Source organism: Nostoc sp. (genome assembly GCF_036917275.1).
Lineage (GTDB): Bacteria > Cyanobacteriota > Cyanobacteriia > Cyanobacteriales > Nostocaceae > Nostoc.
Window position 1 is genome coordinate 84,987 of record NZ_JBALDF010000048.1, and the last position, 16,149, is coordinate 101,135.

Sequence of the window (16,149 nt, forward strand, 5' to 3'; positions counted from 1 at the left end):
ATAAGGGTGTAAACTTTGTCCATAGTTGGTAAATTTAACTAAGCCATAATAGATAAAGTTGACTAACAGAGGTCTGTAAATGGACTTAGAAACATTACTCCAACGCATCAACCTTGGAGAAGACCAAGAAATTGAGTTTAAGTCCGCAGATGGTGGATTCCCCAATGATATATGGGAAACAGTATCCGCATTTGCAAATACAGACGGAGGCTACATTGTACTAGGTGTCAGCGAAGGCAAAGGTGGACTTGCCATTTCTGGAGTACGCAACCCAGATGGATTATTAAAAAACTTTTGGAATAACCATAACAACCCACAAAAACTCAACAAGCCAATATGTTCCAACTCTGATGTACAAATTGTAAAGGTTGAAGCACACAATTTGGTCGTTATAAAAGTACTTAGAGCTACACGAACACAGCGTCCTGTGTACATAAATAACAACCCAATGACTGGCACATACAAGCGGAATTTTGAAGGAGATTACCGTTGCACTCCAGAGGAAGTGCAGCAGATGTTTCAAGATGCCAGTAATGAACCTCAAGACATAAAGATTTTAGAAGGGTTTAATCTCAGCGATCTTGACGTAGAAACGCTTAAATCATTTCGTCAAAGGTTTAGTTCTAGGGAACCCGATCACCCTTGGTTAGCATTAGACGAGAAAAATTTGCTAATTCAGTTAGGTGGCTGGCGGTGCGATCGCTTTACAGGTAAAGAGGGACTAACACTAGCAGGTTTACTCATGTTTGGGCGTGAACGAAGCATTTTAGATGCACTTCCTCACTACCAACTTGATTATCAGGAACAGCTTTCTAAAGATCCAGAAACTCGGTGGACTTATAGGTTGACGCTTGATGGCAAATGGGAGCCTAATCTTTTCAACTTCTATTATCGCGTTTACAGTCGTCTAGTCAACGATATAAATGTCCCATTTCAACTTGATAGGGATGCTGTGCGGCGAGGTGAAACTCACGTACACGAGGCACTTCGAGAAGCTCTAGTTAATTCCCTTATCCACGCAGATCATGTATCTACTCGCCCTCTAGTAGTTACCAAATTCACAAATAGTTTTTTATTTTATAATCCCGGTCGCCTAAGAATCTCTCTTCAACAACTTTATGATGGTGGTATTAGCGATCCTCGGAATCCCAACTTGCAAAAGATGTTTCAAATGCTTGGTTTAGGTGAGAAGGCCGGCTCAGGTTTTGGGAAAATTCTCCGCGCTTGGAAAGAGCAGCAATGGTTTTACCCCCTGGTATCAGAAGAATTAGATTTAGAAATGACATCAGTTACATTACCAATGGTGAGCCTAATTCCCGAAAATGTCGAGAAAGAATTAAGGGAGATTATAGGGGATGACTATTGTGAACTAACAGAGCTAGATTGCATTATCTTGGTACTAGCGCATCAATTTGGAGATATTTGTAACAGTGATATTCAGTGTTACAGACGCGAACATCCTAGAGACATAGGAGACTGCCTCAAGCGTTTGGTAAATAATGGTTGGTTAGAACGCTCTGGTCGCGGTCGTGGGACGTACTACGCTTTAGTCAACCAACAACAATCGGATTTACTTGCGCTGCTCCCAAGCTCCGAACATTACGAGCCAAGCTCCGAACATTACGAGCCAAGCTCCGAACATTACGGACTAAGCTCCGAACATTACAAGCGTCTAAAAGATATTGCCGTCCCTGTTCGTGAGAAAAGCCGCGTAGATCAAGAGTTAGTCGAGCGTGTGATCTTAGAACTTTGCTCCGAACATTATCTAGCACTCCGAACATTAGCTCACTTACTCAACCGTAAACCGGACAGCATTAGGAACCACTATTTAAGCCTAATGTTAGACCGGGGATTAATAGAACTGCGATACCCCGAACAACTAAATCACCCTCAGCAGGCATACAAATCTTCACCAAATAGAAACCTACTGTAGTCAAACGCTTCTTGCTAGTTCAAGGTAGTTTCATTGCAAAAATTGTGTTTCAAACTACATAAACTTCTTAGTGGAGTAAGTACTTGGAAGACAAATTGATGAGGCGATCGCTTGATGCTGTAGAGTTTGGGTTGGGAGGTGCGATCGCGCATATCAAAATGAGGCTCAAATGTAATTCCAGAGAACAGCGACAGATATCAAGTAGCACAGGACGATTACTTCAAGTTGAAAGATAATAGAGGTAGATACTTTATGTAAAACAACATCTCATGGTTAATGTTATTCGAGGTGATGTAGATAATAAGCCAGTTTCATCTAGAAGGCTAGCTGATTATTTTGAGAGAAGAGACGATATAGATGGCAGCTTATATCTGGGATACCCAATCATAGGAACGCCTCAAGGGGGTTATCAAATTGATGCTCTTTTATTATCCAGAGAGCATGGCGTTGTTATTTTCAATATTATTGAGGGAACTAATACTGACATAGATATAGAAAAGACACAAGATGAAAGTGCAACCAAAGTTGAATCAAAACTACTTCAGCATACAGCTCTGGTTAAAAAAAGGAAGCTTATGGTGCCAATCAGTGTTGTAACATTTGTACCTGCATTGAGTAATACACCAAATAATATTTCAGAAGACTATCCCATCATAACTAATGAGGCTGCCCTAGAAGAGTATTTAAAATCTTGCAAATGGGAACAAAACCAATATTTTGAAAGCCTTAACTCAGTCATACAAGCTATAACTACCATAAGAAAAAGAAGTCGTCAACGTGCCTATATTAAGCTAGAAGATTCCAGGGGTGCAAAACTCCAAAAACTGGAAGATTCTATCGCCAACCTAGATAATAATCAAGCTGCTGCTGTGCTTGAAACTGTAGATGGTGTACAGCGAATTAGAGGACTTGCTGGCTCAGGTAAAACCATAGTTCTAGCTCTTAAAGTTGCATATTTACAGGCGAAACATCCTGATTGGAATATTGCTGTTACTTTTAATACTCGTTCTCTAAAAAATCAATTTAAACACTTTATTAACACTTTTAGTATTGAACATACGAGTGAGGAGCCGGACTGGGAAAAAATAAAAATTATTCACGCTTGGGGAAGCCCCTCAACAGAAGGAATTTATTATGAAGTATGTAAAAAACATAATATTGAATTTAGAGATTTAAATGCAGCCAAAAGACTCACCAATGCAAATGGTCAAGAATTTGACAAAGTTTGTGAGGAAGCACTCAATAAAATTCACACCTTTGACCAGTATTATGATGCAATACTAATTGATGAAGCACAAGATTTTTCTAAACATTTTCTACATCTTTGTTACAAAATTTTGAAGCCGCCGAAAAGACTAGTTTATGCATATGATGAGTTACAAAACCTGAACAATAAGACAATGGAATCACCAGAAGTAATCTTTGGAAAAGATACTTACGGGAATGCATGTGTTCAACTTAAAAATAGATCAGGAAAAGCAAAACAAGACATTATATTAGAGAAATGCTATAGAAATTCTCGCCCACTCCTAACTTCTGCACATGCTTTGGGTTTTGGAATATATAGAAATGAAGGATTAATCCAAATGTTTGATGATGCAGAATTATGGAGAGATATTGGTTACGAAGTAGAAGAAGGAAACCTAGATGAAGGAAAGCCTGTAAAGCTTAGTAGAACTAGCAATACTAGTCCAATATTCCTTGAATCTCACTCAACTATTGATGACTTAATTATATTTAAGTCATTTAATAACAACCGCGAACAAAATGAATGGTTAGTCAATGAAATAGAGAAGAACATTATAGAAGATGAATTAAAGTATGATGACATAATGATTATCCATTCTAACCCGTTTACAACTAAAGATGCCGTTGGAAGCTCTAGGGCTTTACTTTTTGAAAAAAAGATTAATTCTAACCTAGCTGGAGTAACAAATTCCCGTGATGAATTTTTTAGTGAAGAAGCAGTCACTTTCACAGGTATCTATAGAGCAAAGGGAAATGAAGCTGCGATGATATATGTTATAAATGCCCATGAATGCTTCTCTGGTACAGAACTTTCCCAAAAAAGAAATATCTTGTTTACCGCCATGACAAGAAGTAAAGCTTGGTTAAGAGTATTAGGCTATGGCGAAAATATGAGGGGTTTGGTGAAGGAATTTGAAGAAGTTAGAAAAAGAAACTTTGTTCTTGAATTTAACTATCCTACAGAAGAAGAACGAATAAGAATGAATGTTATCAATAGAGATATGAGCCCTAAAGAGCGTGAGCGTAGAAGTCAAAACCAAAGAAATTTCAGAGATATTGTTGAGGATTTAGACAATGGTGTTATACACAAAGAAGATTTGCCACAAGAACTAATAGAAAAATTTAAGAATTACCTGCTTTAAAATGACTAGTCATCAAGAAATTTATAGAGAAATTAATACCATAACTCAAAAACTAATAGAAGTTAGTTTGTGTGATCAACAAAATTTTCCGTCATCTACATCTATTGGTAAAGATAGTTATGAAATTGCATATTCTGGTATGCAGGATCTCTCAATAGCACTGAAAAATATTGATTACAAGGACATATATCATGAACTAGACAGAGGTAAAAACTATAACTTCAAAATGATTGATGGTGCGTTAATACAGCTTTTGTATACTTATAAAAAGTCCGAGCTAATTTCACATAGGCTTGCTTTTCTACCATCACCATTTTTAGAAGTTTTCCAGAATGAGCCTACAATTTATGAAGAAGACGAAATATATGCAGATATAATAGCAAAAAATATATTACCAGTACCAATTAGATTCGATTATGATCCAGACAATCATAAAGAATTAGATCACCCCAAATGCCATCTAACCTTGGGACAATTTAAAAATTGTAGAATACCTGTTTGTTCCCCAATCGCACCAAGTATTTTCATATCCTTTATTATTCGTAGTTTTTACAATACTGCTTTTAGAAAATTTACAGATGATCTTACTTTTTCAAGTAACCTTTTCGACAAAACGATAACTGTTGGAGAGAAGAAAGTATTGCACATAGCTATTTATTAATTTAATTTAGATAATTTTTGCTGGTTGCCCAAATCATACAATCTGTTGGCCTAGTGAATAATTCATAAGGATTCAGGTGTTTTAAATCCAGTCACAGAGGCAGTTTAAAATTTGACTTTGGCTTATTAACATACCTTTAGCCGCAATAAGGCAGGAAAATATAGTCGTTACGCAATTATTATTGAGAATAAAAATTTGCGGTTAATCCCCGAAAAGCTTTATCAGGAAATGATCGTAGAGATTTTAGTATGACCTGAATTCTTATGAATAATCAAGCAGTACTAATAACTTATTATCTTTCCATCTACTAAATAATGCCGAATCTTACACCTTCCCACAACCTTTAGAAATTCTGACAGGAAACGTAAATTGTGGTAATACTCACCGTGTAAATATTAGTTACCAGTATTCACCAGTATAATATCGTTTTATAACAGCAGTGAATCTCCTGCATACACACTATGCGCTCACCTCATTTACTTTTTTCCTGAGTCGGTGGGATTGTTCCTTCCGCCTGTGCTTGTTTAATTGATCGTTTCAGAATTAACACTGCCATTTGAGACAAAGAACGCTCCTCTGCATCCGCCAGTTGTTGCAGAGCTTCCTTGTCTTCTTCTTCCATGTAAATACTGACTACAACTTTCCCCATGTGACTATCATCAACTTATCTATGTGTTTCTATATTAAATCAATAAAAACACATAAATAAAAATAAATTAACTTTAAAAATATGTATAATTACTGATAAGTCAAAAGCCAGCGCTCAACTTTTGCAGGGAAGACGCTGACTTTTGGCCCCCTCTATACAGGAGACATATTCCATGTTAAAGCCTGTTTGCTCCAAAACAGATGAACATAAAAGTTATCTACAAGCTTTAGATGACTTCGGTATTGCTGAACTATTGGCGAAACTCAGCGATTACTGTGGACAGCAAGAACAAGAAACTTTAGCGGTGGTACTGATTGCTCAACTAACCCAGAGTCTTGATGCTGAACTGATAGCTAATTATTTGAGTGCAGTTGCTAAAAATCACCAATATTTATTTCCAGAGTTCATTAACCAGAAACTTTCTGTTGATTTACCCGACGATTTTCCTGATACAGCGAAAACACCCCGCTTTTTGTACGGCGATAGATTACGCTGGCTTGGTTCTAACACCGACTGGGGAATAGTGATCGGCAGATTTTACAGTTTTGCTCCCCATCTTTGCTGCTGGAGTTGGTGCTACCTAATTTGGTTAAGCAAAGACAGCCTCAGTGCCGCTTGGACATCTGCCGATATTGCTTGGGAGAAGGATTTAGAACCACTGTCAGGAGAGCCAGTATATGACTAATCCCCGCCCTCTACAAGAACGTGAGCAAAACCTGATTGACCTTTATAGCCATTGTCAACTAGGAATGACACCTAATAAATTTTATGCCAAATGGGATGTTAATCATGAGGCGATCGCCCGAATTTGCTCCCGTTCAGTTTCAACTGTCCGGCGCTGGTTCTCTAAAGGGCGCAACTATCGCCGTCCCATGCCTTCCGATTTACGCCATCTTGCTCTGATGGATTTTCTACTAGAAGGCTTTGAGGGTATTCCTGAAGAACTCTTAAAAAAGGTCTGTTTCCCTAATCGGCATAAATAGGAATTGAAAAGTTAGCAAATTTCAATATCAACCTGACATTTCTTTAGCAGCCACCCTCACACTAGGGTGGCTTTTGTGTAGGAAATTTTTAAACCAGAATTTAAGTTTTATTCAACCCAAATTAGCCAGTTAAATCACAAGTATTGTCAGGAGAATATTATGACCTACGTTGAAAAGTTAAATCCTTGGTGTGTAGTCCGCCATTTTCCGACTATGCAACACCAAATTGTTGCCCGTTTTCGTCGCCGGAGTTACGCTGAGGCTCATTTACAAGCTCTGCGCCGACTCGTACCAAGCGTGACTTTCACAATTATTTTCAATCTGGAAGTGGAGCAGTCAGACCAAGTTGCCCCATAGATATATTACATTCAGGAAGTAAACTAAATTTGTGACGAGTCTATTGCAGGGTAGCTGACGCTCCTAACGTCGCTACTGCTAACGCATTTTAATCAAATATTCTTTTGGAGGCCAACGTCGTTTCATAATATAGGATTATTATTCAATAATGCTTCTGACACTTTGCCATATTGACAAACGTCATAAAACACCTTTGACACCAACCATCTGCCCACAATGCTGGAACCTTAAATCTCGCCCCACAGTTGGGACATTCTGAAAGCAAGCTTAACTTGTGGCGATCGCACCCCTGAGTCACTTTAAACTGCCAGTCAATTTTGTGACAAGGCGACTCAACATAACAAACAGCACATAATCGAATAGGCTCCATTTTCATCCCCACACCAGGAGGTGGTAACATCTGCTCTAACTTATCAGCATCAACCCCTACAACCTTAGCTAATGCCTCCAAATGTTGCTGAGAAGGAGGCGGATTAAACCGAAACTTTTCCCATCTTGCGATCGCACCTCCAAGTCCTGCTGCTTTACCTAATCCAGTAGGGGTTAAATCATTTGCCCGTCGAAAACGTCCCAAAAAATGACTCAGGCTTTCTCCTTCATAGGGTTGAACTCTAAACAGCCAAGGCTTAACATTTTCCGCTTCCATCACTTGTATTCAGTAGCTACTTCCTTCAAAGTTTCCAAATCAATTTTTTGCAGTCCCTTTTTTAAAGCCCGGATTGCAGTCTCTCGGAGAATCATATCCATCAAACCGATATAACCTCCAGTTGCTTCCCCCAACGTCTTCAACATCGTCTTACTCGAAAGGTTGGAAGCAACTGGCAATCTGAGTATTTGCTTCTCCCAAATATCCACAGTTCGCTTAAAGTCTTCCCCTGACATCTTTCCAAAACGGTGACAAGATCGAAAACGGTTGTAAACTTGCTCATCGCGCTTGATCACTGCATCTAAGCGGTCAGTTCCTACCAAAATCACTGCTATTTCCAGCCTGTCAAAAATATCACGCACTTCCGCAAAAGTTTTCGGTTTAAAGCGGTCAGCTTCATCAATAATCAACATCTCCACCCCACAACCTTTAAGAACCCGCAGCGTTCTATCTCGAATTTCTGCTACTGTTCCTTTAGTTACCTGATATTTCAAATGCTCCATAATTACCCCAAAGAATTCCTTAGCACCGCACTCCTGGGGAATTTGGATATAAGCCACAGGTACAGTTGGAGGTTTTCCTGCAACTTGAGAGGGTTTATTCCTAAGCCTATAGGCATCACAACCCATAGTTTTACCCGTTCTCGATTCACCTACCACACGCCCAGATTGCCTCGATTGCCGCTTTCCTTCCAGCCAATCATGGAGCATTTGCACTTGTTCAAGTGGGACATAACCTTTACGATTTAATCGTTGAATCTCCGCCTGTAATTTTTCACTATTAACGGGAATATTGCCCAATTGTTGGGCGACTGCTTGGGCTTCTTTTGAAGTCATTTTCTAAAATCCGTAATCTTCACGCATTTGTTCGTAATCAAAAACTTCCGGCATCTCTGGCTCAGGTTCGCTATCAATAGATACTGCCTCTACTGATTCTTCTGGCTCAACAGGTATAACTTGTTTATATTTTTTGACCTCAGCCTGTTCTACTTTCTGACGCTCTTTTTTAGTTTTCTTTTGAGTTGGGAATGTTTCGCGCTCCCTAACTTCAGCCAAAATTGAGCGATTGCTCACAGCTTTACCCGCTTCTCTGACCTTGCGGCTACTAGCTTTTGCTTCATCTAAAGATAGTTCTTCTGTCTCTAAATCTTGAGCATAAGCACGAGCAATAAATACCTCTTTATTCCCTTCTATGCAATAAACCAAAATCGTTGTGATGTCTTTAGGGTCATATCGCAACACAACACTTTCCCCTGCATAACCCGCTAAGAGTTCACCTCGATACATCAAGTTTTCAAATTGCAGATATCCTCCGCGTTGAATTTGTCGCCGTGTTTGCTTCATTAAGCAAATATCCAAATCCCTCTCGGAAAGTAAATCGGGTGCTGCAATTAAACCAGATTCCCAGCGTTGAAATCTTGTCTGGTCGCCCATTCGAGCATCAAGTCGCTGGTTATAGTTATCAACGATGTAACGCACCAACATTTGCTCTAACTGCCGCAACGTTAAGCAGGCTTCTTTCTCGGCTGACTCTGGTCGCTCTTGAACGTTTGAACCTGTATATCCTTCTAAAGTTGAGAATAATTCTGTATTTAGAGTTTTAAACGGACGCTCAACACTACCACCTTCAGATGGGCGATCGCGTAAATGACAAACAAACCCTAACTGCACTCCTATTTGTTGTAAATGGTTGGAACGAAAATCTTTACCCCCATCCGTATAAAAGTGTTGCGGCAAACCAGAAGTACCCCATTCTTCGTGAAGTCCATATTCTGAACCATATTGCTTGGGCAAAATTGCATGACGTAGCGCCAAAGCTACAACCTGAGAACTTGGTGCATCGTAGCCTAAGTTAATTCCTATGATGCAGCGCGAATAACTATCAATAACTGTTGTTAACCAAGGACGACTAAGAATTTTGCCATGCTGATCTACTAATAAAACATCAACACGGGTATGGTCGCATTGCCAAACTTGGTTACTATGTTCTATCTGTAAATCTTTTCCATCACGGGTTTTAACTGATAGCCGCGAACCACGCCAACCCGGACTGCGAATACTTTTAGCTTGCTCAATTTTATCTATTAACGGTTGCAAAATTCGGTAAACTGTCATGTGGGAAGGAGGCTTAACTCCCAGTTCATCAGCTCTGGCCTTAGCTTTGATAAATACCTGTTGGCGAGTCATCCTTTTACTTCCCTTATTACCCTCCTTATAAGTTTTCAATACAAACTCTTGCCAGTTTTCATCAACTCGATGCTTCCCTTTATCCACCCGTTGATTTTGTACTAGCCCAGCCAAACCCTCCTGTTCCCATTTGTCTACTAGCCGTCGCACTGTACGTACTGACTTACCAAGTTTTTCTGCCGCTTCCTTAAGCTTTTGAGTATATGTAATGCGTTGGCGCAGCCCGCCGTAGGCATCGCTATTTTCTAAAAGGCTTTGAATCACCTCCATTTTCAGCAAAGCTTCATCTGAAAGCTTAGAAACAATAACGTTTGCTTCAGCAAGATCGTTATTAACATCTGCGGAGCTTGCCCAAGTTATAGAGGTTGTAGAAGATTCTGTATTTTGCATATTATGTTTTATCAAAACATAGTTGTATTATACTACTTTAATGACAAATAATTTGTTAATTTATGAAAATCATGATTTTTCAGTTTTCTGGAGATTGACAATTAAATTGTGAAATATCTGGTATTTGACATCTAATTTGTGAATACAAGCTTAAGGGGTGTGACTGACGTAAATAGCAAAAAACCTGCCATAATCCTTTCCATGACAGGTTTTTAAGTATTTGAGGTATTCGTGACAATATTCTGTTAAATGGACAAATAATTAGTTAATGTACATATTTTCAAAGTTTGTTAATCAATAATTCAGATGGGAATCTGCTATAGTGCCATTCCTAGAAGTATTTGACTTTTACCGGATGTGGAAAAGTTTAAAGGTATGGAGTTGCAGGTTCGTCGTAAGAGTTTAGGAGTTATAGCCGTAGTCACATAGGTTAGGACATTTAGAAAGGGTGAATGCTAGAGTTAGCAATAGTTTTACCTCCTGCCTCCTGCCCTCTGCCTCCTGCTATACCAACACCCTACGCCTGTGGATTCATCCCTCTACAACAAACTTCGACAGGAATTAAAGTCGCAAAGACTGAAAAATATCAATGATTCTTCTAACCAATTAACCGAATCATTGTGAGTTGAAAACAGGCGACTAAACCAACTCGACTCAAGAAGCACCGAAACGATAGCCTTTGCCGTAGACTGTGTGAATCAGCGCAGTTTCTCTACCTACCTCAATCTTACGACGCAGTAGACGAATTAATGCGGCGATCGCATTACTACTGGGTTGTTCTTCTTGCCACAAATTTTGCATAATCTGGGCATGAGTCATTAGTTGCCCAGTGTGTTCCATAAAGTATTGCAACAACTGGCTTTCTTTTTGCGATAGCTCAATTATTCGTCCTTGGCGATAGGCTACTTGATTTTCACAATCGAGTTCTAAATCAGCGACGGTTAAACGTCCGGTGGTGGTTTCATAGGTTTGGGAACCGGAACGACGCAATAAGGCCCGGACTCTGGCTAATAACTCCCGCAGTTCAAAAGGTTTAACCAAATAGTCGTCAGCACCAGCATCTAAACCTTGTACGCGGTCATCTAAAGTATCTTTAGCTGTGAGAAACAGTACGGGAGTGGTTTTGCCTTGGCGTCGCAATTGCTGACAAATCTCTAACCCGGTTTTTCCTGGCAGCATCCAATCTAAAATTAGTAGGTCATAATTGCCTGTTTGTGCATGTTCGCTGCCGCTTGTGCCATCGAAAGCGGCATCTACAATATAACCCTCACGAGTTAATAAGCGACTTAAGGGTTCAGTTAGTTCAACTTCATCATCAACTAATAAAATTCTCATGCTGCTTGTGGTAAGCATATAGAGATATTCTCAATATTATTCAACTGCTGGGACGCCAAGGATACTAAAAAAAGAATGCTGACTGTTGCATTGCCAAAAGGGGAACTCCTTAAAAATAGCATCCGCTTGCTACAATCTGTCGGGTTAGACTTTAGTGCTTTTTTAGATTCAGGAAATCGCCAACTTCAAATTTTTGACACTAAGGGAATTGCCAAAGCTTTGTTGGTACGGGCGCAGGATGTGCCTGTTTATGTAGAATATGGTCAAGCACAACTGGGTATTGTCGGCTACGATGTGCTGCGGGAGAAGCAGCCGCAAGTTGCCCACTTGGTAGATTTGCAGTTTGGGCATTGTCGGATGTCGGTGGCGGTAAAAGCATCGAGTTCTTACCGATCGCCTTTAGATTTACTACCGCATGGTAGAGTTGCTTCTAAGTATGTCAATTGCGCTCGTGAATATTTCCACAGTCTAGATTTACCTGTGGAAATAGTGCCGTTGTATGGTTCAGTGGAACTAGGCCCGATTACTGGAATGTCAGAAGCGATCGTGGATTTGGTTTCCACAGGGCGGACTTTGCGCGAAAATGGTTTGATTGAAATTGCTACTCTGTATGAAAGCACGGCGCGGTTGATTGCTCATCCTCTTAGTTACCGCCTGAACACGGGTAATTTGAGTGATGTGATTGCCAAACTGCGGTCAACCGTTTTGGTAGGGGTTTAACAGTTCCAGTCAGAGGGGAATTTTGCACATTTGGGATGGTCTACAGCTTTTATTAGCAAAATCATGATTTCACCACTAAACTCACGATTTTTTCGTTATAATCATGATTTTTCTCTTAAAATCACGACTTTTTTCTTAAAATCACGATTTTTTTCTTAAAATCATGATTTTTTCCTTAAAATCACGATTTTTTTCTTAAAATCACGACTTTTTTCTTAAAATCACGATTTTTTTCTTAAACTCATGATTTTTTGCTTACAGTAGTTTTCATGTATTTGAACCACATCTGTCTTAAGGGCGCAAAACCTTGCGCCCCTACCGCGTGGTCTATTTAGCTGAAAATAGCTATAAACTCACGATTTTTCTAGCGACATTTGGCATAGTGACAACTGACCAAGACAATTTTAGATTTTAGATTTTAGATAATGGAATTAAGAGTACTCCAAGTAAAAAAGTGCCCAATTGTCATTGCGAATGGAGCAAAGCGGAATGAAGCAATCGCAATATCTTGGGATTGCTTCGCTACACTTCGTTGCGCTCGCAATGACAGGTTTTGGATCATTTATTTTTTGGAACACTCTAAATTAAAATCTAGAATTTAAACAAACTTTTGTGAAAAGCCAGAGGCGGGGGAAAAACTAATAATTCTTAAAAAAGGTTAAGCTATTCTTGAGATAGGCACGCTGCTAACTGAATATTATATTTAAATTGTTTAAGAGGTTGTTTGAAAAGTCATGATTGATGTATCAAATATTTTATACCCCACCCTAACCCTCCCCTTATAAAGGGGAGGGAACTAGATTTCCGGTCTCCCCCCTTGACAAGGGGGGATTAAGGGGGGTGATCTTAATCACAGTTAACCACTTTTCAAACAACCTCTAATAAAAGTTAATGAAAGCTGGACACATTGATACAGAAATGGCAAGGCTAGAAGCGCTCCGCCAGTATCAAATTCTTGACACCGAACCCGAAGAAGCCTACGACAATCTGGCCCAATTAGCGGCTTCTATTTGTGGCACTCCGATATCCTTGGTAAATTTCATTGATGAAAACCGTCAATGGTTTAAGGCAAAAGTCGGTTTAGATGTATCAGAAATGCCCCACAGTGTTGGGTTCTCTTACCTTTGCCAAGAGCAGCGTAACGTTGTAATAGTTTTGGATACTTTAGCTGATGAAAGATTGTCCAATAATCCAATAGTAACTGGCTATCCTTATGTGCGGTTTTATGCAGGTGTACCCCTAATTACTCTGAAAGGAGATATGCTAGGAACTCTGTGTGTAATTGACCAAGTTCCACGGCAATTGAGCCAAAAACAAGTAGAGGCGCTTGTAGCTATAAGTCGTCTGGTAATCGACCAATTAGAACTCAGGCGTCATATAGTTGAGATATCTCAAATTACCGAAAAACTCTTGGCGCATGAGCAAGCAGCCCATGCTGAGTCGGAAGCTGCCAGAACCCGCATCAATAATCTGCTCGAAAGCATTACTGATGGTTTTTTTGCCTTAGATAAAAAGTGGCAATTCACCTACATTAATGGTCAAGCAGAACGGCTTTTGCAAAAAAACCAGTATGAGTTTTTGGGTAAAAACATTTGGGAGGTGTTTCCAGAAATCATCGGCACAACATTTGATCGTGAGTATCACAGGGCAATATTAGAACAGGTGAGTGTGGAATTTGAGGAGTTTTATCCGCCACAGAAGTGCTGGCTTCAAGTCCACGCTTATCCTGCAAAAGATGGCTTGTCTGTTTATTTCCAAGACATTACTGAACGACGCAAAACAGCAAAAGCACTACAAGAGAGTGAAGAACGCTGGCAATTAGCATTAGCTGGTAATAATGATGGTATTTGGGACTGGAACCTTAAAACTAATGAAGTGTTCTTCTCAACTCGGTGGAAGGAAATACTTGGGTATAAAAACCACGAAGTTTCCAATGGTTGGGATGAATGGACAAAACGAATCCATCCCGATGAGCGAGATTTGGTACTTCAAGCTTTCCAAGACCACTTTGCCAAAAAAACACCGTTTTACATTTGTGAATATCGAGTCCAATGCCAAGACGGCAGCTATAAATGGATTCTAGATCGAGGACAGGCACATTGGGACGCATCAGGTGATGTGGTACGGATGGTTGGTTCCTATAGTGATATTACAAATCGCAAGCGGGTAGAAAAGGAATTAAAGCAGCAGAATTTGCGATCGCAACTATTTGCCGAAATCACCCTGAAAATTCGAGAATCTTTACAAATAGACGAAATTCTCCAAACCACGGTTACTGAGGTACAAAAATTATTAAAAGCTGACCGAGTTTTAATTTTTCGACTGGAAACTAATGCTTCGGGAACAGTAGTACAAGAGGCAGTGCTACCTGGTTGGCCCGTAATTCTAGGAGAAAATATTTTCGACCCCTGCTTTAAAGAAGAATATTTAGAAAGATATCGCCAGGGAAGAATCAGTGCCATTGAAGATATTGAAGCTGCTTATATCCAACCCTGCCATCGAGAATTTCTTCAGCAGTTTGCTGTCAGGGCTAACCTCGTAGTGCCGATTCTTGTCAGGGAAGGTATTTGGGGTTTGTTGCTGGCTCATCAGTGTGCCGCACCTCGACGGTGGAATAACTTTGAGACAGAGTTGTTAAAGCAACTGGCTAACCAAATTGGGATTGCTTTATCTCAAGCGCAACTATTAGAACAAGAAACTCGCCAAAGTCAGGAACTAACGCGTTCAAACGCGGATTTAGAACAGTTTGCCTATGTGGCTTCCCATGACTTGCAAGAGCCGTTGCGGATGGTAACGAGTTATTTACAATTATTGGAGCAAAGATATAAAAATAGACTGGATGCGAATGCTGATCAGTTTATCACCTACGCAGTAGATGGGGCGCGTCGGATGCAGACGCTAATCAACGATTTGTTAAACTATTCCCGCGTCAGCACCCGTGGACAGCCTTTTGCGCTAGTTGATTGTAATGTTGTCTTACAGGGAGCGATCGCTAATCTTCAACTGGCGATCGCAGATACTAAAGCAGTTGTCACTTATGATTCTCTACCTAAAGTGATGGCTGATGCTACCCAACTGACACAAGTATTTCAAAACCTGCTCGCCAACGCGATCAAATTTTGCCAGAATCAGCAGCCACAAATTCACATCGGAGTAAAAAAGAGAGATGCAAATCCAGATGGGGAAGATTTGAATTCTATCCCGTCGGCAGATGAATGGTTGTTCTGGGTGAGTGATAATGCAATTGGTTTTGAATCCCAATATGCTGAACGTATATTTATAATTTTTCAGCGCTTGCACGGTAGAGGCAAGTATCCAGGTACCGGAATTGGTTTGGCAATTTGTAAAAAAATTATAGAACGCCACGGCGGCCGGATCTGGGTTGAGTCGAAACCGGATCAAGGCTCTACTTTTTACTTCACAATTCCAGATAGAGCTCTTAAGCAATGGTGAGAACCATAACAGCAATTATGCCTATTCAGGTCTTGTTAGTAGAGGACAATCCTGGCGATGCTCAACTCACACGCATCGCCTTAGAAGATAGCAAAATCCCGATCCACTTGAATGTGGTCGAAGATGGTGTCGAGGCAATGGCATTCTTGCGAAAACAGGAAAAATATGTCAAAGCAGCTCATCCAGATATTGTGTTGCTCGATTTGAACCTCCCTAGAAAAGATGGGCGGGAGGTATTAGCAGAAATTAAAGCAGATGAAAACCTCAAACGAATTCCTGTAGTAGTTTTGACGACTTCCCAAGCTCAAGAAGACATCCTCAAAGCTTATAATTTATCTGCAAACTGTTACATAACTAAACCAGTAGATTTCGATCAATTCGTTAGAATTGTCCAATCAATAGAAAATTTTTGGTTTGCGATCGTAAAACTGCCACCGGAGTAATGA

At 40.0% G+C, this 16,149-nt stretch carries 15 protein-coding genes; 10 read left to right on the forward strand and 5 right to left on the reverse strand.

The annotated features are described in order from the left end of the window. The first annotated feature begins 79 nt into the window (after window positions 1-79). From V7K35_RS18535 to V7K35_RS18550, 4 genes are all read left to right on the forward strand, one after another. A complete protein-coding gene (locus tag V7K35_RS18535; RefSeq protein ID WP_335080663.1) occupies window positions 80-1,933 on the forward strand; it encodes an RNA-binding domain-containing protein in 1,854 nt (617 codons plus the stop codon). Between the two features lie 83 nt (window positions 1,934-2,016). After that, on the forward strand, window positions 2,017-2,169 hold the full coding sequence (locus V7K35_RS18540; protein ID WP_335080664.1) for a hypothetical protein: 153 nt from the start codon (window positions 2,017-2,019) through the stop codon (window positions 2,167-2,169). A gap of 33 nt (window positions 2,170-2,202) precedes the next feature. Next, window positions 2,203-4,323, forward strand: coding sequence for a DEAD/DEAH box helicase (locus tag V7K35_RS18545; protein ID WP_335080665.1), 2,121 nt, complete (start codon window positions 2,203-2,205; stop codon window positions 4,321-4,323). 1 nt (window position 4,324) lies between these two features. Continuing rightward, window positions 4,325-4,984 (forward strand): DUF2290 domain-containing protein, encoded by a 660-nt coding sequence (locus V7K35_RS18550; protein WP_335080666.1) that lies wholly within the window; start codon window positions 4,325-4,327, stop codon window positions 4,982-4,984. A gap of 472 nt (window positions 4,985-5,456) precedes the next feature. On the opposite strand, the gene V7K35_RS18555 is transcribed toward V7K35_RS18550, so the two are convergent. Further along, window positions 5,457-5,633 (reverse strand): ribbon-helix-helix domain-containing protein, encoded by a 177-nt coding sequence (locus V7K35_RS18555; RefSeq protein WP_335080667.1) that lies wholly within the window; start codon window positions 5,631-5,633, stop codon window positions 5,457-5,459. Window positions 5,634-5,805: 172 nt separating this feature from the next. Here V7K35_RS18555 and V7K35_RS18560 point away from each other — a divergent pair, with 172 nt between their 5' ends. The 3 genes from V7K35_RS18560 to V7K35_RS18570 all read left to right on the forward strand — a co-directional run bounded on the left by V7K35_RS18560 (window position 5,806) and on the right by V7K35_RS18570 (window position 6,973). Beyond that, complete coding sequence (locus V7K35_RS18560; protein ID WP_335080668.1) at window positions 5,806-6,318, forward strand: hypothetical protein; 513 nt, start codon at window positions 5,806-5,808, stop codon at window positions 6,316-6,318. Next, window positions 6,311-6,616, forward strand: coding sequence for a helix-turn-helix domain-containing protein (locus tag V7K35_RS18565; RefSeq protein ID WP_335080669.1), 306 nt, complete (start codon window positions 6,311-6,313; stop codon window positions 6,614-6,616). Before V7K35_RS18560 ends, V7K35_RS18565 begins: the two co-directional genes overlap by 8 nt. A 159-nt stretch (window positions 6,617-6,775) precedes the next feature. Beyond that, on the forward strand, window positions 6,776-6,973 hold the full coding sequence (locus V7K35_RS18570) for a hypothetical protein (protein ID WP_334924422.1): 198 nt from the start codon (window positions 6,776-6,778) through the stop codon (window positions 6,971-6,973). Between the two features lie 142 nt (window positions 6,974-7,115). On the opposite strand, the gene V7K35_RS18575 is transcribed toward V7K35_RS18570, so the two are convergent. The 4 genes from V7K35_RS18575 to rppA form a co-directional block, all read right to left on the reverse strand. Continuing rightward, window positions 7,116-7,619, reverse strand: a complete 504-nt coding sequence (locus tag V7K35_RS18575; protein ID WP_335080670.1) for a TniQ family protein — start codon at window positions 7,617-7,619, stop codon at window positions 7,116-7,118. Beyond that, entirely contained in the window at window positions 7,619-8,455 is an 837-nt protein-coding gene (locus V7K35_RS18580; protein ID WP_335080671.1) for a TniB family NTP-binding protein, read from the reverse strand. The genes V7K35_RS18575 and V7K35_RS18580 overlap by 1 nt, the downstream gene beginning before the upstream one ends. Window positions 8,456-8,458: 3 nt before the next feature. After that, complete coding sequence (locus V7K35_RS18585) at window positions 8,459-10,195, reverse strand: Mu transposase C-terminal domain-containing protein (protein ID WP_335080672.1); 1,737 nt, start codon at window positions 10,193-10,195, stop codon at window positions 8,459-8,461. A 654-nt stretch (window positions 10,196-10,849) separates the two neighbouring features. Next, complete coding sequence (rppA, locus tag V7K35_RS18590) at window positions 10,850-11,530, reverse strand: two-component system response regulator RppA (RefSeq protein WP_335080698.1); 681 nt, start codon at window positions 11,528-11,530, stop codon at window positions 10,850-10,852. A 75-nt stretch (window positions 11,531-11,605) separates the two neighbouring features. Between rppA and hisG the strand changes: the two genes are divergently transcribed. From hisG to V7K35_RS18605, 3 genes are all read left to right on the forward strand, one after another. Beyond that, complete coding sequence (gene hisG, locus V7K35_RS18595; RefSeq protein ID WP_335080673.1) at window positions 11,606-12,250, forward strand: ATP phosphoribosyltransferase; 645 nt, start codon at window positions 11,606-11,608, stop codon at window positions 12,248-12,250. A gap of 891 nt (window positions 12,251-13,141) precedes the next feature. After that, window positions 13,142-15,703: a GAF domain-containing protein gene (locus V7K35_RS18600; RefSeq protein WP_335080674.1), complete on the forward strand. Its 2,562-nt coding sequence runs from the start codon at window positions 13,142-13,144 to the stop codon at window positions 15,701-15,703. A gap of 17 nt (window positions 15,704-15,720) precedes the next feature. Continuing rightward, window positions 15,721-16,146 (forward strand): response regulator, encoded by a 426-nt coding sequence (locus V7K35_RS18605; RefSeq protein ID WP_442939743.1) that lies wholly within the window; start codon window positions 15,721-15,723, stop codon window positions 16,144-16,146. Window positions 16,147-16,149 lie beyond the last annotated feature (3 nt).